Below are 24,918 nucleotides of genomic sequence, written 5' to 3'. Positions count from 1 at the left end.
GGAATAGCTTACCTTTATTGCGAATTAAATTTCCGGGGTGGTTTTAAAACCAACCAGCATCAGGATCGGCTGCTTCTGCGCCGCTGTGGCGTCAAACTGATAGTGGTTGCCCTGACGGTCGCCGCCGATGTACCAGGAGATTTCGGTTTTCCCTTCCGCCAGCGCCTTACGCACCGCTTTATCGATATCCACCATCCGATACTCACGAGATGAATTGAGATACAGTTGAGCATCTGAATTGTAGCTGCAGGTCGGGCGATGCTTCCAGGTCACGCTTGACGCACTCCAGCTATTGCTGGCCGGATAGAAGAAAATCTGATCCGCGCCGTTGGTTTCAACCTTGCCGCCGTACAGACGCAGACGATACTTAAACAGCGACGCATCCTGATCTTTCGGCAGCGCCGGGATTTTAAACTTCACCAGGGTCAGGGTTTCCGGGTTGCGGGTGCGGCCGCCGTTCTTCCAGTTATCGGAAATCTGCAGCGCTTCAGGCGTCCCAAAGTTAACATTCGGCTGCGCGCTCTCAACCACCGCGTTTTCTTCCGCCAGCGAGAAGCTATAAGGCACGTTGGTCCCACAATCCATACCTTCATTCATACAGTGTTCGGTCATGAAGTGCGCGCCCTCGACCGTCCAGCCGTTCATGAAATCCGCATGGGCGGTATAGATGCTGCCCCACTTCTCTTCACGTTTATCGCCCTTCATTACCGGGTCCATCGACAGCTCAATTTTCGCCGTGTCCAGAGACGTAATCTGCGGCAGCACGTAGGCGATATTCATATTTACCGTCGGGATTTTTACCGGATAGTCGGCCGGGCAGGCGCCGTTAACATCATAGGCGGCATTGCTGTGACCGTGGCTCGGTTTGAGGTTGACGCCATCCCAGCAGTTGGGGAACTGAATACCGATATTAAACTGTACGGCATCGCCCGCTTTACGCAGGCCGCAAACCTCACCGGCTTTGTTGCTATAGCCTTTACCGTTGGCGCACAGGAAGGTTATCCGCGAGCTCGGCGCGGAGCCGTGGTGGTCGCCAGCCAGCAGCTCTAACCCCGACGGGAAAGGATGCAGCGGATACTGTTCGACTTTGGTCGCCTGGTAATAGGTTTTCTGATAAGCCGGAGTGACAATTTGTCCATCCGGCAACTTCATTGACGGCGCCCAGTATGCAGAACTGTCGGCCTTGTTATCACAGGTGGTTTCCGGCTGTGCGCGCAGGGTTTGATAGGTTGAGACCGCGTCGGTGTGGCTATTGCCGAAGAAATCATGCCACATCGCCTGGTTAGGCATGCCGAACATCATAATCGCGTCGTCGCCAAGGGTGTGACTGTAGCCGCATACCGCCTGGGCTTGCGGTCCTGCATGGGCGGAAAAAGCGCTGGCGGCCAGCAGCGGCGTCAGGGCCAGTACAACTGAGTTAGCTTTCATTTTACGATCCTCCTTGTTTGAAGGACCGTAGAGATAGCAAGCGTGCGCCGATGTTACACATCAGCAAACATCATTTTATCTCATTCACGCATAATCCATGAATACTGGAAGGTTTTGGCCGCCGGAAAATGGGTACGCCGACGGTAGGAGCCGAGCGCCTGCGGCGTACAGTAGGTACAGCTTCCCAGCCATTCGGTATTTTCCGCCGCCACCCCGGCCTGTTGCAGCACCCGTTGCGCCAGCGCGCGGAGATCGAACCACAGATTATCGCTACCGGTCGCCTGCGCTTGCCCGTTTCCTGGTGGGGCGAGGCGCTGATGAAAGAGCTCGTCGCTGTACCGTTTTGCCAGCTTGCCCGCCGGCATGGTCAACAGCGTTCGATAAAAATCGGCCGAAACCTCATAGCAGCAGGCGTGAATATGCGGCCCGCAGACCACCACAATCTCTTCTGTCGTCACCTGATGCTGGTGAAACAGCGCCAGGCTGTTTTCAATAATGCCGCTCGCCGCTCCGCGCCAGCCGGCATGCACGCTGCAAACATAGCGCCCATCCCGCGAAGCCATTAACAGCGGTAAACAGTCGGCGGTGACGACGCCGACCTTTTGCCCACGCAGCGCCGTAAACACCGCATCGGCATGCGGCCGCTCTGCCAGCGGCTCCTGATAGTGATGAACAACATTGCCGTGCACCAGCTTAACCGGCGCCATTTCGCTGTACGGAAAGGCGGCGGTTTCGTGCACATCAAGAAAAGCGTAACGAATACCGGGAATATCACTTAACAAGCGGGATGGATAAGACATAACGTCGCATGAATGGATTGGTGGTGGATTTACCGTAGGCCAAGGCCGCTCGCTACGCAAGATGTTGATGCTTTGTTTTTGGCATCGCTATATAATTTAGTATATATCGATTATTCTTATCCAACCGGGTTAATCCATGTCACCACACCGTTTACTTTTAGGCCTGGCGCTGTGTAGCGCCAGCCTGTTCACCAGCCAGGCCTTTGCCGACCGCACCGTTACCGACCAGTTGGGCCGCCAGGTTACGCTTCCGGATCACATCACCCGCGCGGTCGTCCTGCAGCACCAGACGCTTAATCTCCTGGTCCAGTTGAATGCCGGCGACGATATCGTTGGCGTGTTAAGCAGCTGGAAAAAACAGCTCGGGCCGCAGTTTGTCCGCTTTATGCCCGCTATTGAAAATCTGCCAACGCCGGGTGATTTAACGCAGGTCAATATCGAAAGCCTGCTGGCGCTGCATCCGCAGGTGGTGTTCGTCGCTAATTACGCGCCGCAGGCGATGATCCAGCAGATCCAAAATGCCGGTATTCCGGTTATCGCCATCTCTCTGCGCCAGGACGCGGCGGGAGAGAAAAGCAAAATGAATCCGACGATGGCCAATGAAGAGCAGGCCTATAACAATGGGCTCAAACAAGGGATCCGCCTGATTGGCGAAGTCGTCGAACGCCAAAGCCAGGCCGAAGCGCTGATTGATTACACCTTCGCGGCGCGGGCAGAAGCTAACGCCCCGGTCGCCGGTATCCCTGAGAATCAGCGGGTGCGCGTGTATATGGCCAACCCGGATCTCAACACCTACGGCTCCGGCAAATATACCGGTCTGATGATGAAGCATGCCGGGGCGCTGAACGTTGCGGCCGCGACGGTTAAGGGGGCGCGTCAAGTCTCGCTGGAACAGGTTCTGCAGTGGAACCCCGAGGTGATCTTCGTCCAGGACCGCTATCCGCAGGTGGTCAAACAGATTGAAAACGACCCGCAATGGCAGACGATAGACGCGGTGAAAAACCACCGCGTATGGCTGATGCCGGAATACGCCAAGGCCTGGGGCTATCCAATGCCAGAGGCATTGGCGATAGGCGAACTGTGGATGGCGAAAAAGCTCTATCCTTCCCGCTACCGGAACGTCGATGTCGATGCCAAAGCGCAGGATTACTATCAACGCTTCTACCGCGTGAAATGGACGCCGAATGCGCAATAACCTTCACTGGGCCCTGCTGCACGGCGGGCTGGCGGCGGCAACGTTATTTATCGCTATCGCTTCGCTATGCCTGGGGCAGTACCCCCTCAGCCTGAATGAGGTCTTTCATGAGCTTACGCATAGCGCGTCCGCCAGCGCCGTCGCCGGGCAGATAGTCTGGTCAGTCAGACTTCCCAGGGTAGCGATGGCGCTGCTGGCCGGCGGCTCACTGGGGCTATGCGGCGCGACTTTACAGGGCGTATTCCACAACCCGCTGGTCGACCCGCATATCATCGGTGTGACCTCCGGCTCCGCCTTCGGCGGCACGCTGGCGATCCTGCTAGGTTTTGACATCATACCGATGATGGGTTGCACCTTCTTCTTCGGCCTCGCCGCGCTGATGTTGGTTTATCTGATTGCCAGGCTACAAGGGCGTGAAAACACGCTGGCGCTGATCCTTTCCGGCATTATTCTCAGCGGTTTCTTTGCCGCGCTGGTCAGCCTGATGCAGTACCTTGCCGATACGGAAGAAACCCTGCCGAATATCGTTTTCTGGCTGCTCGGCAGCTTTGCCACCGCCAACTGGCACAAAGTGCTGTCCATGGCGCTGCCGGTCGCCGTCGCCGCCGTTATCCTGCTAAAGCTGCGCTGGCGTATCAACCTGCTGGCGCTGGAGGATAAAGATGCGCACGGTCTTGGCGTTTCGGTGGCCAAATTGCGCCGCGGAGTGTTGGTTTGCTGCGCGGTGCTGGTCGCCGCCCAGGTCGCGGTTAGCGGCAGCATCGCCTGGGTCGGGCTGGTGATTCCGCATCTGGCGCGACTGCTGGTCGGCGCCGATCACCGCCGCCTGCTGCCAACGGCATTCTGGCTCGGCGGCGCGTTTATGGTGGTAGTGGACGACCTGGCGCGCACCTTAACCCAGGCGGAGATTCCAATTGGCATTATTACCGCCCTGCTCGGCGCGCCGCTGTTTACCCTTTTACTGATTCAGTCTCAACGCCGCGGAGTGGCCCAATGAACATTTCCTTATCACTGGACGCCCTGCGCTATGGTCATCGTCAGCCGCTCTTCGCCCCACTATCAATGCAGTGCCGTCATGGGCAAATCTGGGCAATTCTGGGCGCCAACGGTCGTGGTAAAAGCACGCTACTGGATACCCTGACCGGCGTTCTGCCGCCGCTCGGCGGGAAATTTAGCGTGGAAGGCGGCGTCGCCATCGTGCCGCAGTCGTTTCGTCCGGCGTTTGGCTGGCAAGTGCGCGATGTGGTGCTGATGGGGCGCGCCCGCCACGTCGATCTGTTCGCGCAGCCGGGGCAGGAAGATGAACGGGAGGTTCAACAGGCGCTGGCGCAGTTGGGGATCGCCGCGCTGGCCAATCAGCTTTTTCGCGCCCTGTCCGGTGGTCAGCAGCAGTTGGCGCTCATAGCCCGCGCGCTGGTCAGCGCCAGCCAGAACATCCTGTTAGATGAACCTTGCTCAGCGCTGGATCTGGCCAATCAACAGATTGTGTTACAGCTGATTAGCGACCTTGCCCATCGGCAGAAACGCACGGTGATGTTCACCACCCATGATCCGACTCACGCCCTGCAGGTCGCCAGCCATACCCTGCTGCTGTTGCCCGGCGGAGAATGGCTGGCGGGAGAGTCATTCGCAGTGCTCAGCGAGACAAACCTGCGCCGCGCCTACGGCCTGCCGGTCCACAAAATCCATCATCCCGGTAGCGCGGTGCCGTTACTGGCGCCGCAGTTTACTATCCATCGTTAACGGCCAAAAAACCTGCCGCGCGCAGAAAGTTCTGCCCTTCTTCCGCGGTGATAAAGCGCCGTAGCTGCCGCGCGGCGGCGCTTTCCTCAATTTCCGCCAGTTGATATTCGCAGCGTATATTCCACGGCTCGGGAATGAGTAACGTGCGAAACTGCGCGCTCTCCGTCATCTGAACCGCATAGTGGGCGTAACCGATAAACAGATCGGCAAAGTCTTCGCCAATCAGCCACGCCCCAGCGGTAATGCCCGACGGCACAGTCAGCGACGCCCGGCCGCCGACCAGCTGCTGTGCCCGGGCCATCAACGCCCGTCCGAGCCCCGGAAAGCTGGCCTCAAGGCGAGCGAAAAGCTGCCATGTGTAATCACCGGAGGGATCGCAGCCCGGCGTGGAGGTCGCCAGCCGCAGTCGCCCGTCGCGAAGCAACGCCAGCCAGTCAGCGCGATCGGTGTCAGGCGTGCGGCGCGCGGTTAGCATCAGCCGGTTGGCGGCAAACGAACAGCAATTTTTTGCAAGCCCGGCCTGCAGCAGCGCCTGAGGGTGTTCGGTATTAGCGCAGGCGAACAGCGAGCAGCGTTCACCGCCTTCAATGCGTTCGCGCAGCAGACCGGCCGGGCCGAACTGCGCCTCGACAGGAATGCCGCTAAGCTGCTGAAATCGCGCCAGCAGCGGGAGGAAAGCGCTTTTCAGGCTCCCCGCCGCCAGCAGCGTCAATGAAGTGGTCATCACACGAATCGCTATAAAGACAAAAACATAACGCTAGGGTAACGCCTTTTTTGCTGATTCAGTAGCGAATTTCGGCCCGTTCGCGCAGTTGTTCCGGCGTCGCCACCGGGAGCTGGAAGAACTCGAGATAGGCCGGGATCATCTCGAATAGCATATCGGTACCGCGCTGAATCGGGCACCCCAACGTCTGCGCCGCCCGCAGTAGCGGAGTGTATTCAACGCTCATCACCACCTCGCCAACCCAGGTGCGCGGCGACAGGCGCGAAACGTCCAGCGGTAGCGGATCATCCGCTTTCATACCCAGCGGCGTGGCGTTGACCACCAGATCCTGCGCGATGGGATCGCGCCGCATCAGGACGAGCTCCAGACGTGGATAGTGCTGATGCAGCCGCTCCGCCAGCGCCTCGGCGGCGGCTTCACAGGTGTCGAACAACGTCAAGGTACTGACCCCTGCGGCCGCCAGCGACGCGGCAATCGCCGAGCCGACGCCGCCGCAGCCGATCACCAGCGCTCTCGCCCCTTGTGGTTGAAAGCCCTTGCGCTTAATCCCCAGCACAAAACCTTCGCCGTCGAACATATCGCCGCGCAGGCTGCCATCGACTTCGCGACGGATGGCATTACAGGCGCCAGCGATTGTCGCCGTCGGGCTCAGCTGGTCTACCAGCCCGCAGGTAGCCATTTTATGCGGCATGGTGACCAGCGCGCCGACGATATTCGTCATGGAAAACAGCGCCGGCACCAGCGCCGCGTAATCCGCTGGTTTCACCCCCATCGGCACCACTTTGACGTCCGCCTCGCAATGGGCCAGCCATGGGTTATAAATCATCGGCGCTTTAAAACTGGCGGTCGGATAACCAAGATGCGCTATCAGCCGCGTATGACCACTAATGATCATGCCTTACTCCTGTCGTTACTGCGAAAGTTCGATGCGTTTGACATCGCCAAGAATAAACAGATAGGCCACTACGCCAAGCAGCGCCGCGCCGCCGATATAGACCAGCGCGTAGAAGAAACTACCGGAAGCGGCAACGATAAAACCGATAATCAGCGGCGTGAGGATCCCCGCCAGATTGGTACAGAAATTAAAGATGCCGGCGGTTATCCCGCCAAGCCCCTGCGGCGCGATATCGGAGATTAGCGTCCAGCCGAGGCCAACCATACCCTGACCGAAAAAGGCAAAAGACATCATCAGGATCACCGCCAGGTCGCTCGGCAACCAGTTGGCGGAAATAATGCTGCTGGCCATCATCAGCCCGACGACGATAGGCAACTTACGCGCCAGATTGGCCGAACCGGTGGCTTTCAATAGCTTGTCGGAGAGCCAGCCGCCAAACAGCACGCCTCCCGCCGCGGCGAGGAACGGCAGGATGGCGAAGAAGCCCACTTTCAACCATGCCATGTGGCGCTCGGTCGCCAGGTAGGTTGGAAACCAGGTCAGAAAGAAGACCAGCACGGTATTACCAGCGAATTGACCCACGCTGGCGCCAATCACCTGTCGTTTTGCCAACAGTTGGCGCACCAGCGGCCAGCTAAAAGCGTTTTTTTGCCGCTGCGCGCTAGCCAGCCCGCCGCCGCGAAGAATATGTTCGCGTTCACTGTCGCTCAGGCGACTGTCCTGATGGGGTTCGCGGTAGCAACGCCACCAGACCAGCGCGAACAGGATGCCAACAACCCCGACGCTGATAAACAGCGCGCGCCAGCCGAAGCTGCCCATAATCCAGAACAGCAGCGGCGAGAAACAGGCCAGCCCGAGATATTCGCCAACGGTGTAGACCGCCGTGGCCTTCGCACGCTCCTGCTGCGGAAACCAGGTACTCACTACCCTGCTGTTGACCGGAAAACAGGGCGCTTCACTGACGCCAAGCCCGAAGCGGCACAGCAACAGCGTTTTTAAGCCAATCGCCATACCGTGAAATAAGGTGAACAGCGACCACAGCGCCAATGAGAGGAAATAGGTCACCTTATTGCCGAAACGATCGAGGAAAATACCGCCGGGAATTTGCGCCAGCGCGTAGGTCCACGCAAAGGCCGAAAAAACAATTCCCATAATGGCGGCATCAATGCCGAGCTCGGCGGTCAGTCTCGGCGCGGCGATGCCAAGCACCGTGCGGTCGAGATAGTTAATCATCGTGCCGACGGCCAGCAGCGCCAGGATCCCGATACGCCGCCGGGAGCGAGGCGCGGTGGTCGCGGTATCCGCCGCCGTCGCCTGGTTATGGCTATAAGAGTTCATAGTCGTGTCCTGTCTTGAGTACAGATGAATGTTGTTATTGTGTTTGCGATGTCGTGTTGTGAACCATTTGCTACGTTTAGCTGTACTGCATGGCCGAAAGGCGGACAGCGGCATTCACCGCGCCGTACTGGGCGTAACCGTCGCGCCGTTCGGTTAATTCGAAGAAGAAGCGCCCCGCCGCGAATGGCCGGGTATAGAGATGCAGGAATTCGCCGCCGTGGGCGTCACGGTCATAGAGGATTTGCAGGCGTTGCAGCGTCTCTACCTGCGGCTCTCCCCCGAAGCGCGCCAGCAGATCCTCATAGTAATTCGCCGGGATCGGCAGCGCGCTCAGCGCGGCCTGCGGCAGACTTTCGAGCGTTGCGGGTAAATCGCGACAGGCGAAAGCGGCGTGCTGTAGCCCGGCGCCCTGATAACAGGCGACCGACCGCGCAATCTGCGTGGCTCGACTTTGTGAAATATTCAGCGCCAGACGGATATCACCCTGCGGACTATGAACCGCCAGGCTGCGTACCAGGCCGTATGGATCGGGCAGCGTCTGTTCATGTTCGAGACTGAAGCCGAAAACCGTACGGAAAAAGATAATCCAGTTGTCGCGGCTGTCGGCCTCCATGCCTAACGCCAGATGGTCAATACCGCTGTAATCGTCGCGCGGCGCTGCTGCCTGTAAATGAAAATCGCGGGCGTAGATGTCGTCACCGGTTTCAACCAGGTAGATCAGGCTGCCATCTGGGGCGCAAACCGCCGGGATCGAACTCTCATTTGGCCCGGAATCCCCCTGCCAGGTGGCATAACCGTAGGCGCGGGCGCGCTCCACAACCGGCGCGCTGTGGCTCACCCGCAGCGCCATTGCGCACAACGAGATGCCGTGGCGCTGATGAAAATGGTCGGCCCAGCTGTGCGGCTGCGCGTTAACAATCACCCGCGCCTCACCATTGCACCAGAGCGCAACCTGCTTAGACCGATGCTTGCCCTGGAGCTTAAAACCCAACTGCGTCAGGCGCTGGCCAAGCGCGATAGACTCCGCCGGACTGGCGGCGAACTCAATAAATTCCAGACCGTCATAGCGCGGTAGCGCAGGTGGTGAAAATAACGCCGCATCGCAATCCGCAAGCTGCCGATGGGTCTGCTCCTCGAGCCACAGCAACGACCGGTAGCCATCTTTTGCCGTGGCGCCGTTGGGTGAGGCGCGAAAGCCGTCATTGAATATCTCCAGCGACCAGGGTCCGCGATAGCCGCAGAGGGTCAGTTCACGGGCGAAATCCACCAGCGGCAGTTGCCCCTGGCCCGGGAAGCAGCGGAAATGACGGCTCCATTCGAGAACATCCATCTTCATCAACGGCGCGTCAGCCAGCTGCAGGAAGGTGATTTTCTCAACCGGCACCTCGGCAAGGCCTTGTAGATCATCACCGAGCGACAGAATATGGAAGCTATCAAGGACGATGCCCATCGCCGGGCTGTTCACCCGCTGCACCCGTTCCCATGCCTGACGCCAGCGGTTAACGTGGGTTCCCCACGCCAGCGCTTCGTAGCCAATGACGATCCCTTCCTGCTCGGCAAGATCGGCCAGCATGCGCAGGTCGGCGACCTGTAGTTCGATATCGGCCGAACAGTCCGGCTGGACATTGCTACAGAGCAGCATGGTATTGCAGCCTAATTCATGCATCAGAGCGAATTTCCGCTTAGCCCGCTGCAGGTTAGCGGCAAACTGCGCGCGGCTGGCGCCCTCGAAATCGCGAAAGGGCTGAAAAAGCGTGATTTTTAGCCCTAATTCAGCGGCAAGGTTGCGAATATCGCGCGGCGTGCCCGTATAATAGAGCAGATCGTTTTCAAAGATTTCAACGCCCTGATAACCGGCCGCAGCAATAGCATGCAGCTTTTCGGGTAAAGTACCGGATATCGAAACGGTAGCGATGGAACGCAACATAAGAGTCCTCGGGTCATCAATCGACATGAGCACTGACTATGTATCATTTGGTTCACAGGCGCCAGATTTGGTTGCTGAATTGTGATCAATATGTGTATTTTTTGTCTCCACAGAAAAAGGAGTCGTTATGTCCCTCATTGCTCATGATGAAGCACAATCCCTGAAGGAGCGCATCTTCGCCGCCGCCATTACCGTGTTTGCCGAATATGGCCTTCCCGGCGCGCGTATGGAGCAGATCGCCATCGAGGCGCAAACCACCAAACGCATGGTGGTCTACTACTTCAAGAGCAAAGAGCAGCTGTACCAGGCGGTACTGCAACATGTCTATGCACGGATCCGTGAAACGGAGCAACAGCTGGGGTTGGAGCACCTGCCGCCGGTTGAGGCGCTGGTGCAATTGGTGAAATGGAGCGTGCGCTATCACGCCACTCACGCCGACTACATGCGGGTTATCTGCATGGAAAACATGCAGCGCGGCAAGTGGTTGAAAGGTTCAGAAGAGCTGAAGCCGCTTAACCGTACCGCGCTGTCGATTATCGAAGATATTCTGCAACGCGGCCAGCAACAGGGGATTTTCCAGGCTGGTCTGCAAGCGCGCGACGTGCATAGGCTGATCAGTAGTTTTAGCTTCTATCAGGTATCGAATTTTTATACTTTCAGCAGCCTGTATCTCGACGATCCGCTGCCAGAAATCGACGACGAAGAGATGGTCTCGCACCACTGCGAAATCGCGGTAAAAGCGGTGATTCGGTTCGTTATCTCTTAAGCATTACTTATGTCGGGGCGCGGGGTTTAGTGCCCCGACAACGCGTGAATCACCCTTTCCATCGCCTCGCGGGTCAGCGCTGAACGTTCAATTTTGTTATTTGCCAGCGCGGTGCGTACGACTCCGGCGATAACAATATGTTTTGGCTGTTGGCCAAGATCGCGCATTTCCAATACCACCTTACCCACTACGCGGCACATTTCCTGATAGAGCTCGTCGTCTTTCGCTTTATTTCCCATTATTAAGACTCGTAAATTATCATTATCAATCAATTCATTATTGATACGATTTTATAATAAAGCAAACTGCGCTATTTTTTTCCACTCAATGAAGCGTTTTACTGCCTTTAATAGGTTTGTAAATATGATAAAACACCGTTTAATCTGATCCGCAGCGGCAAAAGTGTGTTGCAGCTTCGCGAGCGAATCGTGTGAATTTTGTTACATTAATCACACTAAAAATGAAACGCCGTTTTTATTTTCCTTTTTCGTTTCGGCAGCGTATAATGCGCCTCGATTCTTTCTTGAATGGTTTCAGCGCATTGGACTGCACAAAAAAACGTACAAAACATTGCCACTTTTCATGGGCTGAACCGCCAGCACACATTCTTCTGCACGCTCTTTTGTTGTCACCTATCCTTAGAGCGTGGCATTGCAACTTTCGTAACACAGGTTTGACTCCGCGGCAGTGCGCCCTCGGAGCGAGATTTCCATATCCTTCACAACTTAAAGACTAAGACTGTCATGAAAAAGACCAAAATTGTTTGCACCATCGGTCCGAAAACCGAATCCGAAGAGATGTTGACCAAAATGCTGGACGCGGGCATGAACGTCATGCGTCTGAACTTCTCTCACGGCGACTATGCGGAACACGGTCAGCGCATCCAGAACCTGCGCAATGTGATGAACAAAACCGGTAAGAAAGCCGCAATCCTGCTGGACACCAAAGGGCCGGAAATCCGCACCATCAAGCTGGAAGGCGGCAACGACGTCTCCCTGAAAGCGGGCCAGACCTTTACCTTCACCACTGATAAATCCGTAATCGGCAACAATGAAATCGTTGCGGTGACCTACGAAGGCTTCACCACCGACCTGAGCGTCGGCAACACCGTACTGGTCGACGATGGTCTGATCGGTATGGAAGTGACCGCGATCGAAGGTAACAAAGTTATCTGTAAAGTGCTGAACAACGGCGACCTCGGCGAGAACAAAGGCGTTAACCTGCCGGGCGTTTCTATCGCTCTGCCGGCGCTGGCTGAAAAAGACAAGCAGGACCTGATCTTCGGTTGTGAGCAAGGCGTTGATTTCGTAGCCGCTTCCTTTATCCGTAAACGTTCTGACGTGGTTGAAATCCGCGAGCACCTGAAGGCGCACGGCGGCGAAAACATCCAGATCATCTCCAAAATCGAAAACCAGGAAGGCCTGAACAACTTCGACGAAATCCTCGAAGCGTCTGACGGCATCATGGTTGCTCGTGGCGATATGGGCGTTGAAATCCCGGTAGAAGAAGTTATCTTCGCGCAGAAGATGATCATCGAAAAATGTATCCGCGCGCGCAAAGTCGTTATTACCGCGACCCAGATGCTGGATTCCATGATCAAAAACCCGCGTCCGACCCGCGCTGAAGCAGGCGACGTCGCTAACGCCATCCTCGACGGCACCGACGCCGTAATGCTGTCCGGCGAATCCGCGAAAGGTAAATACCCGCTGGAAGCCGTTACCATTATGGCGACCATCTGCGAGCGTACCGACCGCGTGATGACCAGCCGCCTGGATTACAACAACGACAACCGCAAACTGCGCATTACCGAAGCGGTTTGCCGCGGCGCAGTTGAAACCGCTGAGAAACTGGAAGCGCCGCTGATTGTCGTCGCCACCCAGGGCGGTAAATCCGCACGCGCCGTGCGTAAATACTTCCCGGACGCCACTATCCTTGCGTTGACCACCAACGAAACCACCGCTCGCCAGTTAGTCCTGAGCAAAGGCGTGGTACCGCAGCTGGTGAAAGAGATCGCCTCTACTGATGACTTCTACCACCTGGGTAAAGAGCTGGCGCTGCAGAGCGGCCTGGCGCGTAAAGGCGACGTGGTTGTGATGGTTTCTGGCGCGCTGGTTCCAAGCGGCACCACCAACACAGCCTCCGTGCACGTGCTGTAATAATTTACAGGTTATTTTATCTTTTTTTAAAGCGCTCCTCTGGGGCGCTTTTTTTTATTCATTCCCTAGCTGTTCTTAATAAAAATGCAAATCGGATTTTACTATTTAATAAGAGATTATCTAAGATGAATCCGATGGAAGCCTTCTGTTTTCACAGCGCTTTTTAAACCAAATCGACGAATTCGATGCTTCTTTGAGCGAACGATCAAAAATAAGTGCATTCGGATAAAAAAAATATTCTCATCCCAAAAAAGTTTGTGTAATACTTGTAACGCTACATGGAGATTAACTCAATCTAGAGGGTATTAATAATGAATCGTACTAAACTGGTACTGGGCGCGGTAATCCTGGGTTCTACTCTGCTGGCTGGTTGCTCCAGCAATGCTAAAATCGATCAGCTGTCTTCTGACGTTCAGACTCTGAACGCTAAAGTTGACCAGCTGAGCAACGACGTGAACGCAATGCGTTCTGACGTTCAGGCTGCTAAAGACGACGCAGCTCGCGCTAACCAGCGTCTGGACAACCAGGCTCACTCTTACCGTAAGTAAGAGTTCTGGTAATAAAAATGGCGCACATTGTGCGCCATTTTTTTTGCCTGTTGTTTTACCCTACTGCGTCAGTTTAGTGTCATTCTGCTGGCTATTCTGCGCTGACAGCTCGGTCGTCGCGCTGCCCGCCCCTTCAGAAACCACCACCGGATATCCCGCTCTTCGCGACAGCGCTTTTTTCAGCTGCAGGTCATCCACCGCTTTATCGTCAGAAAAGGCCTGAAACGCGGCAGGAAGCGTGTAAGAGATTGTCCGGGTATTTTCCCCTTCAGTTTGCGAAAGCGGCCTGTGGACCTCTACATAGCGTTTACCATCGGGTTCTACCGCAAACTTCACCGGCTGATTGATAATCCGTACCGGCGTGCCCGCGCGGACCTGGCTGAACAGCGCCTTGATGTCGTCAGCGTTCATTCGCATACAGCCGGAACTCACCCGTAGCCCGACGCTATCAGGCGCGTTGGTACCGTGGATCAGATACTCGCCGTTACCGTAGGCCAGTCGCAGCGCGTAGCGGCCTAATGGGTTATTGGGCCCGGCGGGGATCACCGGCGGCAGCTTAATACCCTTCTCAAGCGAGCGCGCGCGAATACCGGCAGTCGGCGTCCAGGTCGGGTTAGGGATTTTCTGCCCGACGCGGGTGGTCATCTCCGGCGTTTCCAGCCCTAACTGGCCAATGCCGAGCGGATAAACCTGCACCTGATTTTGCCCCGGCGGGAAATAGTACAGCCGGAGCTCGGCCAGGTTGACGACAATGCCTTCACGCGGGACATCCGGCAGCAGCATCTGCGATGGGATTAAGACCCGTGTGCCCGGCTTCGGCTGCACCGGCGCAATCGTATCGTTGGCTTCAAGAATCAGCATCGCCGCCGTGTCGAAGTGGCGGGCGATAGCCTGCAGGTTGCGATCCCCTTCCTGTACCGTCCAGTATTGGTTTTGGCCAATCAAACGGCTGTTGGCAGGGGGAAGTGGATAATCGACAGCCCAGGCGCCGTGCTGCGCGCTCAGAGCTGCGAGAAGGGTCATCGTGATGAGAGACGCGCGTTTCATACTGAGATTCCTTCTTTCGCTGATAAAACGCCAGGATCTGCGCGGCGACGAAAGCGTTCGCCTTCGTCGCACGTAACAGAATGAAATCTACCTGTTTATTCTAGCTAAGATTTGCGGCTTTCGCGCGAATTGCGCGGATCATCGCTTCAAGGCCCTGCGAGCGGGAGGGGGTAAGATGCTGCGTCAACGCCATTTTATCAAACCACGGGCGCACATCGAATTCACTAATATCCTGCGCGGTCATGCGGTCGTAAAGGATGAATACCACCGCAATCAGCCCTTTGACGATGGCCGCATCGCTATCGCCGCGTAGGGTAATCACGCCGGATGGCTCCTGCTCCATCACAATCCACACCTGGCTTTGGCAGCCCTGAATAATGTTCTGCACGATGTGTTCTTCCGCGCTGAGCGGCGCCAGGCGCTGGCCGAGTTCAATGATGTAGAGATACTTCTCTTCCCAGTTAGCGCAGCGAGAAAAGTTGCGCAGCAATTTGTCTTTGTCTGGTAATGCCGCCATATTCGCGTCCTTTAACCCAGTAATTTGTGGATCCGCTGCAGCCCGGCCACAAGCCGATCCACCTCTTCCATCGTATTGTACATCGCCAGCGACGCCCGGCACATCGCCGGCACCTGATAGAACGCCATCAGCGGCATCGCGCAGTGGTGACCGGTGCGCACCGCTATGCCGTAGTTATCAAGAAAACTGCCGACATCGTAGGCATGATGTTTCCCGAGGTTAAAAGCGATGACGCCCAACCGATGTTGCGGGCCGTAAAGCGTCAAATCCGGCACCTTTTTCAGCTCCTGCAGGGCATAGCGCATCAGCGTCTGCTCATATTCGCCGATCTGCTCAAGCCCAATCTGGCTGACGTAGTCCAACGCGGCGCCGAGGCCAATAATTCCACCGGTATTCGGCGTGCCGGCTTCAAAGCGCCACGGCGCTTTCGCCCAGGTGGTGCCCTCCTTCAGGCTGACGGTGGCAATCATCGACCCACCGCCTTCCCACGGCGGCATCTCCTGTAACAACGATTCTTTGGCGTACAGCACGCCGATACCGGTCGGCCCGTACAGCTTATGCGCCGAGAAGACGTAAAAATCGCAATCCAGCGCCTGCACATCCACCGGGTGATGCATCACCGCCTGCGCGCCATCCACCAGCACCTTCGCCCCATGCTGATGCGCCAGCGGGATCAGCGCCGATAGCGGGTTTTCTGTCCCCAGTACGTTCGACACCTGGGTTATCGCCAGCAGCCGGGTGCGGTCGTCAAATAGACCGGGAATAACATCGAGTTGTAAAGTACCGTCCTGGTTGAGCGGGATCACTCTTAGCTCGGCGCCGACGCGGGCGCAGAGCATCTGCCACGGCACGATATTGGCGTGGTGTTCCATTTCGCTGATGATAATATTATCGCCGGCCCCGACGTTAGCCCCGCCCCAGCTATTGGCTACCAGGTTGATGCCTTCGGTGGTACCCCGTACGAATACCAGCTCTTCCGGCGAACGGGCATTAAGAAAAACGGCCGCCTGCTGACGTACCTGCTCCATCCGCGCCGTCGCTTCGGCGCTCAGCGTGTGGATACCACGATGGACGGCAGCGTAACCGTGGCGGTAAAACTCGGCTTCTGCGTTAATCACCGCTTCCGGTTTCTGCGCGCTGGCGGCGCTATCGAGATAGACCAGCGGCTGACCATTAACCTCGCGGCTCAGCACCGGGAAATCGGCGCGCAGGCGTTCCACTGAAAATGTCATGCATCTCCTCCCGGCAGGCGCTTGCCAATACGCGCCAGCACCTGTTGTTTCAGCGCATCATCGCTAATGGCTTCAGTAAGCTCGGCGGCGAAGGCGTAAAGGATCATCTGCTGCGCCGCCTGTTGATCGATACCACGCGAGCGCAGATAAAACAGCTGTTCGTCATCAATACGTCCGACGGTGGCGCCGTGGCTGCATTTGACGTCGTCGGCGTAAATTTCCAGCTGCGGTTTGGTATCGACTTCCGCCAGCCTTCCCAACAACAGATTGTTATTGGTCATCTGACCATCGGTTTTCAGCGCGTGTTTAGCGACGTTAATCAGGCCATTAAACACCGCCCGCCCCTTATCGCTGACGATGGTTTTGTGGAGTTGACGGCTGTTGCAGTAGCCAACGCGATGATCGAGCCAGGTACGGCTGTCGCAGACCTCATTTTTCACCGGCATCGCCAGCGAGTTAATGCGCAGATTGCTGTTTTCACCAGCCAGACGGGTGCTGGTATGGTGTCGTAACACCGCGCCGCCCAGCAGGAAGCTGCTGCTGAAGGCCGACGCATCGCGGCCAAGCAGCAGATCGTTATGGGCAAAGTGGTAGCTTTGCCCATTTTCAAACGCCAGCTTAATATGCTGCAGATGGGCGTTGTCGGCGACAGACATCGTCAGGCGTCCGCCGGTGAAATGCCGCTGCTCGTCAAGGCTAATATAGTGTTCGATGATGGTCGCCTGCGCCCCGCTCTCCAACGCCAGATGATGGCGATAGTGAGCGGTATTAAGCTCGTCGCCTGCCAGTCCGCTGGTAATATGCATCAGCAACAGCGGTTTCTCCGGACGCTGATTGCGCTTTACGCCGATGCGGGTCACCGTCTGCGCCAGGCTTTCCGTGAGATGAAGAAACACTTCCGGCTGTACCGCATCCGGCAAATGCTGGCGCTGGTTATCAACGCTAACGTCAAAACCGCTAGCGGTGAGATCGTCGCTGAGCGCCGGGCTGAAGCGGCCGTCGATAAACACCATCCGCCAGGCATCGAGGTTGAGCGCCAGCGCGTCGCGCTGCGCCACGTTGAGCGTCGCCGGACTCGCAACAAATGTGCCGCTTAGCAGCGTCTCCAGCGGGGTGTATTTCCAGTTTTCATGTTTGCGCGTCGGCAACCCCAGACGCAACAGCTGTTGCAGATGCTGATTGGCCTGCGGCGTGCGTTCTTCGCCGTGAGCTTCAAACAGATGATGCCACTGCTGCAGCGCGTTACTGCTGTTCGCTAAGCCAGCCATAGCCCTGCTCCTCCAGTTGTTTAACCAGAGTGAAATCGCCCGACTTGACGATTCGCCCCTGATACAGCACGTGGACATAATCCGGTTTGATGTAATCAAGGATACGCTGATAGTGGGTGACGATAATAAAGGCGCGTTTACCGTCACGCAGCGAGTTAACCCCCTCCGAAACAATCTTCAGGGCATCAATATCCAGTCCGGAATCCGATTCATCCAGAATACACAGCTCAGGCTCAAGCACCGCCATTTGCAGAATATCGTTGCGTTTTTTCTCGCCGCCAGAGAAACCAACGTTCACCGAACGGGTCAGCAGATCTTCCGGCATCTTCAGCAGTTTGATCTTCTCTTCCATTAAATCCTGGAAATCGAAACGATCCAGCGCCTCCAGGCCGCGATAGCCGCGTACGGCGTTGAGCGCGGTTTGCAGGAAAAACTGATTACTGACGCCGGGGATTTCCACCGGATACTGGAAAGCCATAAAAATGCCCTCCCCGGCGCGATCCTCCGGGGCGAGTTCGAGCAGGTCTTTTCCCTTAAACTCGACGCTGCCGCCGGTGACTTCGTAATCCTCCCGTCCGGCGAGCGTCGCCGAGAGCGTACTTTTCCCTGAGCCGTTAGGGCCCATGATCGCGTGGACTTCACCGGGGCGTACCTCAAGGTTCAGTCCGCGCAGGATCTCTTTGTCTTCAACGGCGACTTGCAAATCTTTAATACTTAACATCTTTTTTCCTTAATTATCAGCCGACGCTATGTTCAAGGCTAATAGCCAGCAATTTTTGCGCTTCGACGGCGAACTCCAGCGGCAATTCTGAGAACACGTCCTTACAGAATCCATTGACGATCATCGAGATCGCGTCATCTTCGCTAATACCCCGCTGCAGGCAGTAGAACAGCTGGTCTTCACCAATCCGCGAGGTGGTGGCTTCGTGTTCCAACTGGGCGCTGTTATTGCGGCATTCGACGTACGGGAAGGTATGCGCCCCGCAGTCCGGGCCGATCAGCATCGAATCGCACTGGGTGAAGTTCCGGGCGTTCGTCGCGGTCGGCATAATTTTGACCAGCCCGCGATAGCTATTCTGGCTGTGGCCGGCGGAGATCCCTTTCGAGATAATGGTCGAACGGGTGTTCTTGCCGATATGAATCATTTTGGTCCCGGTATCCGCCTGCTGATGGCCGCTTGTCAGCGCCACCGAGAAGAATTCGCCGATCGAGTTATCGCCGCGCAGAATACAGCTCGGGTATTTCCAGGTAATGGCTGAGCCGGTTTCCGATTGGGTCCACGACATCTTGCTGTTTTCGCCTTCGCACAGCGCGCGCTTGGTGACGAAATTAAGGATACCGCCGGTATTGTTGTCGCCGGGGAACCAGTTCTGCACGGTGGAGTACTTCACTTCCGCATCTTTATGAATGATGACTTCAACCACCGCCGCATGCAGCTGGTAGCTGTCGCGGACCGGTGCCGAGCAGCCTTCGATATAGCTCACGTAGCTACCCTCGTCGGCGACCAGAATCGTACGTTCAAACTGGCCGGTCTTCTCGGCGTTGATGCGGAAATAGGTCGACAGCTCCATCGGACAACGCACGCCTTTCGGCACGTAGATAAAGGTGCCATCGGAAGCGACCGCGGCGTTCAGCGCGGCGAAAAAGTTGTCGTTGCCCGGCACTACGGTGCCGAGGTACTTTTTCACCAGTTCCGGATGATCGTGAATCGCTTCGCCAAAGGAGCAGAAGATGATCCCCTGCTCCGCCAGCTTCTCGCGATAGGTGGTCGCCACCGATACCGAGTCGAAAATAGCGTCCACCGCGACTTCTTTGCCTTCGCGTACCGGTACGCCGAGCAGGTTAAAGGCTTCCTCGACTTCATTAGTCAGGAAAGTGTTCGCCCCGGTTTGCTGCACCGCGCCGGGTTCGGAGGCACAGGTATCGTCGCAGTTGCCGCAGGATGGCGCCGAGTAGTAGCTGTAATCCTGATAATTGAGCTTATCGTAATGCGCTTTCAGCCAGTGCGGTTCTTCCATCTCCTGCCACGCCCTAAAGGCGTTGAGACGAAATTCGAGCATCCACTCCGGTTCATTACGACGAGCGGAGATCGCGCGCACCACCTCTTCGTTGATGCCTTTGGCCAGCTCATCGGTTTGTAGCTGGGTAAAAAAGCCTTCTTTATAGTTGAGCGGGCCGCCGGTCCAGCTTTTGACATCGTCAGTTGCTTCAGTATTTCGAGACATAGTTACTCCGCCTGCACCCCGAAGCTTTCGCCGCAGCCGCATTCGTGCTGCGCTTTCGGGTTATGAAATTTGAATATTTCATTTAAACCTTCGCGAACATAATCCAGTTCGGTACCGTCAATGAACGGCATCGCCTGCAGCGGCGCAAACAGCTTCGCGCCGTCGCGCTCAAACAGCAGGTCGTCGTCCGCCGGTTCGGCAATCATTTCCAGCACGTAGCCAAAACCGGCGCAACCGCTGGTTTTGATTCCCAGACGCAGCCCCTGCTTATCCGGCTGTTTATGCATCAGTTCGCGGATATGGGCCGCCGCAGCGGGGGTCATCGTGAGCCCCTGCCAGTTGAAATCGTCGGGATTAAAGGTGTTTGTTTGTAGTTCCATCGCTCTACCTCATCGATTGCCGCTATCGGGCCATACCCTCATGTTAGTGATAATGATTATCACTTCAACCCTGCCATAGCAGGGGTATTCGTCCATTTCGCCCATTCCTGGGCTTTTCTATAAGCATAGACCCTGGCAGAGGGGTTATCAGGCAGCATTTTCTTCATCTAACTCAATGATAAATAATAAATTATCAGGGAAAAGACTTAGGCAAAGCGGCAATGAAAAAAGATGTATCGAAAATACCTATTTATTAGATAGGCAAATGACCCGTCTATGTGGTAGCAACAGGCAGCTTCCTTGCCAGCGCCAGGATTAGCATCGCTTGCGCCATCAGGATGTCATCAAAGTGAAAAATAATAGTAATTAGCTATAGAAAATAGCGCTTCTGCCGCTGGATTTCGGAATTATATGCCACCTCAATTAACAACCATCATTCAGTTATACTTTTTGTTATCTGAAGTGTGTTTTTCACTAGGATTTTTCCTGGTGTAGATGTAGATTCTTCCTCATAACAATAAAATTACCGATCTTCATTCCTGAGGATATCTCAAATGGAAAATTTATTTTTCGTTATTATTGTGATAATTCTTTTGCTACTTGCTATTGCTGTTTTCATTTCCTATATAAAGGATCAGAAAAAACAAAAAGACACTTTCAAAAAAAAATATTGATACTCTAGATAATATTTCTTCATTTGTATCAAATTGTCACCCTGCATAAAAAACAGTTATGCCCCATGACAGGGGCATATTGACATAAAAAGGGATGCACTATTCGCTTAACTTCCTCACTTCGCTTTTGATGGTTCTCCATAAAAATATTTATTCAACAGGGGATACTTGCCCCGCTGACTGATTGAGATCCATATAAGCATAAGCACAAAAAATAATGCCATTACATAGTACGCAACACCTGAATCATTCATTATTTCTCCAGCGATAAAAATACCACCAACGTGCCAAAGATAAACTGGTAACGAGGTCTGACCGAGACTAACCAAAAACCGGTTTACAAGGAAGTATTTATGCTGACAAAGTGCGATAACAAAAAAAATCAAGAACACATTGAAAATATACCAATTTACCGCCTCCATGCTTGGTGAAAAAGCAACCATCCTGTTAATAAACACCATCAGCAGACATATTATTACTGATATATACCATTTAACAGTTACATTAATGCTTCCAATAATATAGCCTAGTAAGAAGAAAGAGTAATAGTTATAAAACCTCTTATCTCCAAGGTATTTAACCGATGGGAATAAATTATCAACTAAGTTATCGGCCCCGTGCCAAAGAATTGATATTATTGACGATAAAGCAAAAATGATATAAATAGCTATGATATTACCCTTGATGATTTTAGTATACGCAATAAATATTAACACAGCAGGTATATACCATAAATGATAATAAGGGTGAAGTATTAGCCATATTACATCTTTTAATTCCAAGTTCTCTATACCAATAGAAAACAGACAGTGGCACAAAGTATAAACTATAAAAGCCACCACGTATGGTAATATCATCCTGAACTTATAGCGATTTAATAACTCTGACCATTTAACCTCAAGAGCTTTAGTTTTAATAAAATAACCTGTAACTGCCAAAAATAGAGGCATGTGAAAATAATAAATGAGTCCTCTGACTCCTTCGCTATCACTACCGGGTAGAATATGCCCAATAATCACAAGGATAATCAGCACCCCTTTTACGCTATCAAATGATAAATCTCTTTCCCTAACCACGATAAATGCCACCTTAAGATAACTGAAATTAAAATAAGCAAAGCAGTTATTCATATGGCATTTTGTTTTTTATGTCGTTAAGTAAATTCCTAATTGAGAGCTTATTTATATCGTAAGAATTCATTGAACATTAAAAACCTCAATAACCCCTCATTATATACCTATATAAATGTAGTGGTTAATAAGTGTTGTTTATTTTTCCATTCCAATTAGGCCAAAAGGACCGAATTTCAGCACATATCTATCTCTAAGGCATAGATTTCCATGACGTTAAGATTTAATATTAAAGATCGGCGCCATTTCGGGCCAAACATGCCACATACTTTTTCCCCGATTGACGTACGATTTCTTGTGCATTAACCAAAATCTCCCGTCCTTCAAACGCGCCGTAGATTTGGCTAAACTTCAGCTCGTCGAGACGTCGAATGATATCACTCACGGTAGCAGCCGGCAGCGGCAGCATATTGGGGTAGCTCCACATGAAAGAAACGGCGTTAGCTCCGGGCGCCACCTGGACTATATCGCCGGATAATAACAGACCGTCATCCTGTGCCCAGTGAAGCACACTGCCGCCGGCGAAGTGCCCGCCCAGACGAATCAAGCTGACGCCAGCGGTCAGTTGTAGAGTTTCGCCCTCCCATAAGCTGATCCACGGGCTATCACGCATGATCCACTGCCGGTCATCCCCATGCAGATAGATTGGCGCCTTGAATTCCGCCGCCCAATCCTGCATACAGCTGTAATAATGCGGATGCGAGATGGCGATAGCCTTCAGCCCACCTAGCGCGGAAACCAGCGTTTTGGTCGCCTCATCGAGGTTGGCGATACAGTCCCACAGAATATTGCCCTGCGGCGTACGCAGCAGAAATGCGCGCTGATTAATGGCAAAACTGGGGATGGTGCGAATGCTAAAAAGCCCACTGTTATGCTGCTGCCATTTATTGTTATGCGATGCGGTGAGCTTATTTAACGCAATCCACTGCTGCCCGCCCACAGGAACAAATTGACGCTCGTCTTCACATATCGGGCAATGTTGCGCAGGGCCTCCGCTAAATTCATAGGAGGTACCACAAGCTTTGCACAGCGTAATCGTCATATCTTCCCCTCTATCCCAGCATCTGATAACAAGCATGGCACATGCTTATTTTAAGCATATGTCAGATAGTGCGAGATGCAACGACCTACCGGGTTTGGTAGCGTTCTGTATTTTTTATCGTTTGTCATAACGGGCATAATCGACCGTCAGCAGTATATGAATAATGGACGGGAAAAAGAGTGCGTAAATTTTCAGCATTACTATTAATGGGGTTACTTACCGGCTGCTCGGTTAACGCGCCGCAAAGCGCGCAATACAATGCCGAATACTCCCAGCGCCAGGATATACGCAAGCGGAACGTATACCGATTTAAGATAAAACCGCTGCAATCCAGCGGTGGAAAATATTGGGGGGCGGATAATTTAACGCAGGTTTTTTACGTCAGTGACAAAAATGCCGCAAGCATTGAATTACGCTTCAATTACCCCACCGCAACGCTACAAGCCTCATCGTTAGACGGGCAAGGGAAAGTAGTAAGCACTCAAACGTTCATCTTGTTAGCCGAATCCGCGACGCCGCCATCGGGTTCGGATACGAAGTACTTATACCTGACGAAAAGTGGCGAGTTACTGAGTAAATGGAAAAACTGTACGCCGGATATGAGCGTGGGCTGTAGCTGGGGTGGACATCAAATATTTATCACCCACAGCGCCGACCTGGCAGTGCAGTATGCAACCGGTGGCGCAGGTTTCGCTTTTCTGCTGATTCCATTTTACGCATCCGAAGCCCGACTACAGATTTTCGCCAAAGTGCCAATCGGTGCTGCTGACGAGTAATAGAACGTTCACGTTTTGTGATGTGATCGGTTAATTCTTAAAAGCAGGGTTGGTTAAGACAGCGTTTACTCATGTACAATTCCTCTCCTTTGTGAATACTTACCGGTGCAAGGCCGGGCTATTGTTTTGGGAGCGAGTGTCGTACAGGATGATTGATATCAGTATTATGTCGATGTGCATGGTTGTGCTATTGGTGATGAGCGTGTTGCTGGAATAAGCGCGGCCCCTACTGTTTTTGTCAGCTTATTTTCCCCCTGAATTGGACATAAAATTACCTCACTGCTTCTCCAGCCGGGAAGCGGTCAGGCTGCGCCTTACCATCCGGCAAAACGGTGTATACGCCCTTTGTCAGGAGGCAGCCGAAAAAATTTGCCAAAATGGGTTCGCCCGCGGGTATCCTGCGGGCTTTTTTTGTGTCGCAGGCATAAAAAAACCGCCGTGGTTCACGGCGGCTTACTTTCTCAGAGTCAATGTACGCGTGGCGTATTAACTCCTCACTTTACGGTAGATAAACAGCACAACAAGTGCGCCAATTACCGCCACGACAAAGCTACCGAAGTTAAAACCGTCAACTTTGCCAAAGCCGAATAAGGTACTGATCCAGCCACCAACTACCGCACCGATAATACCGAGGATCACGGTGACAATAAATCCACCGCCGTCTTTGCCCGGCATAATCCACTTAGCCAAAATACCAGCGATCAAACCAAAAATGATCCAGGAAATGATACCCATGGTTAACTCCGTCCTCTTTGTTACCGTGAATGTAATTCGTAATTAAAATAGTAGCATAATTACAACGAATGATTTAACAAATATATATTTATTGGATGATTGCTTGCCGTAGCGTTAGCCATGGTCTACAGATTATTCAGTGCTCGTCAACGCCGAAGGAGTGAGAAATGGGATATTACGTACTGAAAAAGTCTGATAAGAACGTCTCGCAGCCGTGGTATTTTCTGCTGAAGGCCGATAACCACGAGACCATCGCCACCAGCGAGATGTACTCATCGAAAGATGCGGCGAAAAAGGGTATCGCCTCGGTGCAGAAAAACGGCGCCAGCGATGTCATCAAGGACGACACGCAATAAACAATCAGGGGATGCT

At 54.0% G+C, this 24,918-nt stretch carries 27 protein-coding genes and 1 pseudogene; 10 read left to right on the top strand and 18 right to left on the bottom strand.

Going from position 1 to position 24,918, the window contains the following annotated elements:
• Positions 1-24 precede the first annotated feature (24 nt).
• Complete coding sequence (locus PGQ95_RS09730) at positions 25-1,428, bottom strand: DUF7594 domain-containing protein (RefSeq protein WP_430917867.1); 1,404 nt, start codon at positions 1,426-1,428, stop codon at positions 25-27.
• Positions 1,429-1,508: 80 nt separating this feature from the next.
• A complete protein-coding gene (locus PGQ95_RS09725) occupies positions 1,509-2,228 on the bottom strand; it encodes a polyphenol oxidase family protein (RefSeq protein WP_213316762.1) in 720 nt (239 codons plus the stop codon).
• Between the two features lie 136 nt (positions 2,229-2,364).
• On the opposite strand from PGQ95_RS09725, the gene PGQ95_RS09720 reads away from it, so the two are divergent.
• The 3 genes from PGQ95_RS09720 to PGQ95_RS09710 are packed head-to-tail and all read left to right on the top strand — an operon-like array spanning position 2,365 to position 5,166.
• Positions 2,365-3,423: an ABC transporter substrate-binding protein gene (locus PGQ95_RS09720; protein ID WP_113374135.1), complete on the top strand. Its 1,059-nt coding sequence runs from the start codon at positions 2,365-2,367 to the stop codon at positions 3,421-3,423.
• Positions 3,413-4,420, top strand: coding sequence for a FecCD family ABC transporter permease (locus tag PGQ95_RS09715; protein ID WP_430917864.1), 1,008 nt, complete (start codon positions 3,413-3,415; stop codon positions 4,418-4,420). The genes PGQ95_RS09720 and PGQ95_RS09715 overlap by 11 nt, the downstream gene beginning before the upstream one ends.
• Complete coding sequence (locus tag PGQ95_RS09710) at positions 4,417-5,166, top strand: ABC transporter ATP-binding protein (RefSeq protein ID WP_430917861.1); 750 nt, start codon at positions 4,417-4,419, stop codon at positions 5,164-5,166. Before PGQ95_RS09715 ends, PGQ95_RS09710 begins: the two co-directional genes overlap by 4 nt.
• On the opposite strand, the gene PGQ95_RS09705 is transcribed toward PGQ95_RS09710, so the two are convergent.
• The 4 genes from PGQ95_RS09705 to PGQ95_RS09690 form a co-directional block, all read right to left on the bottom strand.
• On the bottom strand, positions 5,153-5,890 hold the full coding sequence (locus tag PGQ95_RS09705; RefSeq protein WP_087857905.1) for a substrate-binding domain-containing protein: 738 nt from the start codon (positions 5,888-5,890) through the stop codon (positions 5,153-5,155). The two genes, PGQ95_RS09710 and PGQ95_RS09705, sit on opposite strands and share 14 nt — an antisense overlap.
• 58 nt (positions 5,891-5,948) lie before the next feature.
• The gene (locus tag PGQ95_RS09700) at positions 5,949-6,785 is read right to left on the bottom strand and encodes a shikimate dehydrogenase family protein (RefSeq protein ID WP_430917859.1); all 837 of its coding nucleotides are present in this window, start codon (positions 6,783-6,785) and stop codon (positions 5,949-5,951) included.
• A gap of 15 nt (positions 6,786-6,800) precedes the next feature.
• Positions 6,801-8,123: an MFS transporter gene (locus PGQ95_RS09695; RefSeq protein ID WP_087857907.1), complete on the bottom strand. Its 1,323-nt coding sequence runs from the start codon at positions 8,121-8,123 to the stop codon at positions 6,801-6,803.
• 76 nt (positions 8,124-8,199) lie between these two features.
• Positions 8,200-10,050 (bottom strand): bifunctional sugar phosphate isomerase/epimerase/4-hydroxyphenylpyruvate dioxygenase family protein, encoded by a 1,851-nt coding sequence (locus PGQ95_RS09690; RefSeq protein ID WP_430917857.1) that lies wholly within the window; start codon positions 10,048-10,050, stop codon positions 8,200-8,202.
• A 127-nt stretch (positions 10,051-10,177) separates the two neighbouring features.
• Between PGQ95_RS09690 and PGQ95_RS09685 the strand changes: the two genes are divergently transcribed.
• Entirely contained in the window at positions 10,178-10,816 is a 639-nt protein-coding gene (locus tag PGQ95_RS09685) for a TetR family transcriptional regulator (RefSeq protein ID WP_087857909.1), read from the top strand.
• A gap of 26 nt (positions 10,817-10,842) precedes the next feature.
• Here the strand turns inward: PGQ95_RS09685 and fumD are convergent, their stop codons facing one another.
• Together fumD and PGQ95_RS09675 are read right to left on the bottom strand one after the other, a co-directional pair.
• A complete protein-coding gene (fumD, locus tag PGQ95_RS09680; protein ID WP_087857910.1) occupies positions 10,843-11,055 on the bottom strand; it encodes a fumarate hydratase FumD in 213 nt (70 codons plus the stop codon).
• A gap of 235 nt (positions 11,056-11,290) precedes the next feature.
• On the bottom strand, positions 11,291-11,422 hold the full coding sequence (locus PGQ95_RS09675) for a hypothetical protein (protein ID WP_161799851.1): 132 nt from the start codon (positions 11,420-11,422) through the stop codon (positions 11,291-11,293).
• On the opposite strand from PGQ95_RS09675, the pseudogene PGQ95_RS09670 reads away from it, so the two are divergent.
• The 3 genes and pseudogenes from PGQ95_RS09670 to PGQ95_RS09660 all read left to right on the top strand — a co-directional run.
• Positions 11,418-11,552: pseudogene (locus PGQ95_RS09670) on the top strand (hypothetical protein); the annotation flags it as partial. The gene PGQ95_RS09675 and the pseudogene PGQ95_RS09670 sit on opposite strands and share 5 nt — an antisense overlap.
• Before the next feature lie 7 nt (positions 11,553-11,559).
• Complete coding sequence (gene pykF / locus PGQ95_RS09665; protein ID WP_047056319.1) at positions 11,560-12,972, top strand: pyruvate kinase PykF; 1,413 nt, start codon at positions 11,560-11,562, stop codon at positions 12,970-12,972.
• A 311-nt stretch (positions 12,973-13,283) separates the two neighbouring features.
• Entirely contained in the window at positions 13,284-13,520 is a 237-nt protein-coding gene (locus PGQ95_RS09660; RefSeq protein WP_002908860.1) for a major outer membrane lipoprotein, read from the top strand.
• A gap of 60 nt (positions 13,521-13,580) precedes the next feature.
• Here the strand turns inward: PGQ95_RS09660 and ldtE are convergent, their stop codons facing one another.
• From ldtE to sufA, 7 genes are all read right to left on the bottom strand, one after another.
• Positions 13,581-14,567 (bottom strand): L,D-transpeptidase LdtE, encoded by a 987-nt coding sequence (gene ldtE, locus PGQ95_RS09655; RefSeq protein ID WP_087857911.1) that lies wholly within the window; start codon positions 14,565-14,567, stop codon positions 13,581-13,583.
• A 100-nt stretch (positions 14,568-14,667) separates the two neighbouring features.
• Positions 14,668-15,084, bottom strand: a complete 417-nt coding sequence (gene sufE / locus PGQ95_RS09650) for a cysteine desulfuration protein SufE (RefSeq protein WP_087857912.1) — start codon at positions 15,082-15,084, stop codon at positions 14,668-14,670.
• An 11-nt stretch (positions 15,085-15,095) separates the two neighbouring features.
• On the bottom strand, positions 15,096-16,316 hold the full coding sequence (sufS, locus tag PGQ95_RS09645; protein WP_087857913.1) for a cysteine desulfurase SufS: 1,221 nt from the start codon (positions 16,314-16,316) through the stop codon (positions 15,096-15,098).
• Positions 16,313-17,584: a Fe-S cluster assembly protein SufD gene (gene sufD, locus PGQ95_RS09640; protein WP_087857914.1), complete on the bottom strand. Its 1,272-nt coding sequence runs from the start codon at positions 17,582-17,584 to the stop codon at positions 16,313-16,315. Before sufD ends, sufS begins: the two co-directional genes overlap by 4 nt.
• Positions 17,559-18,305 carry a Fe-S cluster assembly ATPase SufC gene (sufC, locus tag PGQ95_RS09635; RefSeq protein WP_047050190.1) on the bottom strand — a complete coding sequence of 249 codons (747 nt, stop codon included), beginning with the start codon at positions 18,303-18,305 and terminating at the stop codon, positions 17,559-17,561. The genes sufD and sufC overlap by 26 nt, the downstream gene beginning before the upstream one ends.
• Positions 18,306-18,321: 16 nt before the next feature.
• Positions 18,322-19,809 (bottom strand): Fe-S cluster assembly protein SufB, encoded by a 1,488-nt coding sequence (sufB, locus tag PGQ95_RS09630; protein ID WP_113374145.1) that lies wholly within the window; start codon positions 19,807-19,809, stop codon positions 18,322-18,324.
• A gap of 2 nt (positions 19,810-19,811) precedes the next feature.
• A complete protein-coding gene (gene sufA / locus PGQ95_RS09625) occupies positions 19,812-20,189 on the bottom strand; it encodes a Fe-S cluster assembly scaffold SufA (protein ID WP_063443660.1) in 378 nt (125 codons plus the stop codon).
• 554 nt (positions 20,190-20,743) lie between these two features.
• Between sufA and PGQ95_RS09620 the strand changes: the two genes are divergently transcribed.
• Positions 20,744-20,863 (top strand): small membrane protein, encoded by a 120-nt coding sequence (locus tag PGQ95_RS09620; protein WP_143115447.1) that lies wholly within the window; start codon positions 20,744-20,746, stop codon positions 20,861-20,863.
• Positions 20,864-20,979: 116 nt separating this feature from the next.
• Here the strand turns inward: PGQ95_RS09620 and PGQ95_RS09615 are convergent, their stop codons facing one another.
• A complete protein-coding gene (locus tag PGQ95_RS09615) occupies positions 20,980-21,993 on the bottom strand; it encodes an acyltransferase family protein (protein WP_430917853.1) in 1,014 nt (337 codons plus the stop codon).
• A 229-nt stretch (positions 21,994-22,222) separates the two neighbouring features.
• Positions 22,223-23,035, bottom strand: coding sequence for an MBL fold metallo-hydrolase (locus tag PGQ95_RS09610; protein WP_213316748.1), 813 nt, complete (start codon positions 23,033-23,035; stop codon positions 22,223-22,225).
• A gap of 179 nt (positions 23,036-23,214) precedes the next feature.
• Here PGQ95_RS09610 and PGQ95_RS09605 point away from each other — a divergent pair, with 179 nt between their 5' ends.
• Positions 23,215-23,811: a hypothetical protein gene (locus tag PGQ95_RS09605; protein WP_430917851.1), complete on the top strand. Its 597-nt coding sequence runs from the start codon at positions 23,215-23,217 to the stop codon at positions 23,809-23,811.
• A gap of 486 nt (positions 23,812-24,297) precedes the next feature.
• Here the strand turns inward: PGQ95_RS09605 and PGQ95_RS09600 are convergent, their stop codons facing one another.
• The gene (locus PGQ95_RS09600; protein WP_087857921.1) at positions 24,298-24,546 is read right to left on the bottom strand and encodes a GlsB/YeaQ/YmgE family stress response membrane protein; all 249 of its coding nucleotides are present in this window, start codon (positions 24,544-24,546) and stop codon (positions 24,298-24,300) included.
• Positions 24,547-24,713: 167 nt separating this feature from the next.
• On the opposite strand from PGQ95_RS09600, the gene PGQ95_RS09595 reads away from it, so the two are divergent.
• The gene (locus PGQ95_RS09595) at positions 24,714-24,902 is read left to right on the top strand and encodes a YegP family protein (RefSeq protein WP_087857922.1); all 189 of its coding nucleotides are present in this window, start codon (positions 24,714-24,716) and stop codon (positions 24,900-24,902) included.
• The last annotated feature ends 16 nt before the right edge of the window (positions 24,903-24,918 follow it).

The sequence above is a fragment of the Klebsiella sp. 141240 genome (assembly GCF_050600805.1).
Lineage (GTDB): Bacteria > Pseudomonadota > Gammaproteobacteria > Enterobacterales > Enterobacteriaceae > Klebsiella > Klebsiella aerogenes.
The sequence above is the reverse complement of the archived record's forward strand: the minus strand, read 5'-3'. Positions and strand labels throughout refer to the sequence as shown.

Bases quoted from the DNA above. Each gene is read 5' to 3' on its own strand.
- sufA (WP_063443660.1), bottom strand. From the start codon at position 20,189: ATGGAACTACAAACAAACACCTTTAATCCCGACGATTTCAACTGGCAG.
- PGQ95_RS09710 (WP_430917861.1), top strand. From the start codon at position 4,417: ATGAACATTTCCTTATCACTGGACGCCCTGCGCTATGGTCATCGTCAG.
- PGQ95_RS09595 (WP_087857922.1), top strand. From the start codon at position 24,714: ATGGGATATTACGTACTGAAAAAGTCTGATAAGAACGTCTCGCAGCCG.
- PGQ95_RS09600 (WP_087857921.1), bottom strand. From the start codon at position 24,546: ATGGGTATCATTTCCTGGATCATTTTTGGTTTGATCGCTGGTATTTTG.
- ldtE (WP_087857911.1), bottom strand. From the start codon at position 14,567: ATGAAACGCGCGTCTCTCATCACGATGACCCTTCTCGCAGCTCTGAGC.
- sufD (WP_087857914.1), bottom strand. From the start codon at position 17,584: ATGGCTGGCTTAGCGAACAGCAGTAACGCGCTGCAGCAGTGGCATCAT.
- PGQ95_RS09615 (WP_430917853.1), bottom strand. From the start codon at position 21,993: ATGAATAACTGCTTTGCTTATTTTAATTTCAGTTATCTTAAGGTGGCA.
- PGQ95_RS09700 (WP_430917859.1), bottom strand. From the start codon at position 6,785: ATGATCATTAGTGGTCATACGCGGCTGATAGCGCATCTTGGTTATCCG.
- fumD (WP_087857910.1), bottom strand. From the start codon at position 11,055: ATGGGAAATAAAGCGAAAGACGACGAGCTCTATCAGGAAATGTGCCGC.
- PGQ95_RS09685 (WP_087857909.1), top strand. From the start codon at position 10,178: ATGTCCCTCATTGCTCATGATGAAGCACAATCCCTGAAGGAGCGCATC.
- PGQ95_RS09715 (WP_430917864.1), top strand. From the start codon at position 3,413: ATGCGCAATAACCTTCACTGGGCCCTGCTGCACGGCGGGCTGGCGGCG.
- sufB (WP_113374145.1), bottom strand. From the start codon at position 19,809: ATGTCTCGAAATACTGAAGCAACTGACGATGTCAAAAGCTGGACCGGC.
- PGQ95_RS09725 (WP_213316762.1), bottom strand. From the start codon at position 2,228: ATGTCTTATCCATCCCGCTTGTTAAGTGATATTCCCGGTATTCGTTAC.
- PGQ95_RS09690 (WP_430917857.1), bottom strand. From the start codon at position 10,050: ATGTTGCGTTCCATCGCTACCGTTTCGATATCCGGTACTTTACCCGAA.
- PGQ95_RS09660 (WP_002908860.1), top strand. From the start codon at position 13,284: ATGAATCGTACTAAACTGGTACTGGGCGCGGTAATCCTGGGTTCTACT.
- PGQ95_RS09695 (WP_087857907.1), bottom strand. From the start codon at position 8,123: ATGAACTCTTATAGCCATAACCAGGCGACGGCGGCGGATACCGCGACC.
- PGQ95_RS09705 (WP_087857905.1), bottom strand. From the start codon at position 5,890: ATGACCACTTCATTGACGCTGCTGGCGGCGGGGAGCCTGAAAAGCGCT.
- PGQ95_RS09720 (WP_113374135.1), top strand. From the start codon at position 2,365: ATGTCACCACACCGTTTACTTTTAGGCCTGGCGCTGTGTAGCGCCAGC.
- pykF (WP_047056319.1), top strand. From the start codon at position 11,560: ATGAAAAAGACCAAAATTGTTTGCACCATCGGTCCGAAAACCGAATCC.
- PGQ95_RS09675 (WP_161799851.1), bottom strand. From the start codon at position 11,422: ATGTGTGCTGGCGGTTCAGCCCATGAAAAGTGGCAATGTTTTGTACGT.
- PGQ95_RS09610 (WP_213316748.1), bottom strand. From the start codon at position 23,035: ATGACGATTACGCTGTGCAAAGCTTGTGGTACCTCCTATGAATTTAGC.
- sufE (WP_087857912.1), bottom strand. From the start codon at position 15,084: ATGGCGGCATTACCAGACAAAGACAAATTGCTGCGCAACTTTTCTCGC.
- PGQ95_RS09730 (WP_430917867.1), bottom strand. From the start codon at position 1,428: ATGAAAGCTAACTCAGTTGTACTGGCCCTGACGCCGCTGCTGGCCGCC.
- sufC (WP_047050190.1), bottom strand. From the start codon at position 18,305: ATGTTAAGTATTAAAGATTTGCAAGTCGCCGTTGAAGACAAAGAGATC.
- sufS (WP_087857913.1), bottom strand. From the start codon at position 16,316: ATGACATTTTCAGTGGAACGCCTGCGCGCCGATTTCCCGGTGCTGAGC.
- PGQ95_RS09620 (WP_143115447.1), top strand. From the start codon at position 20,744: ATGGAAAATTTATTTTTCGTTATTATTGTGATAATTCTTTTGCTACTT.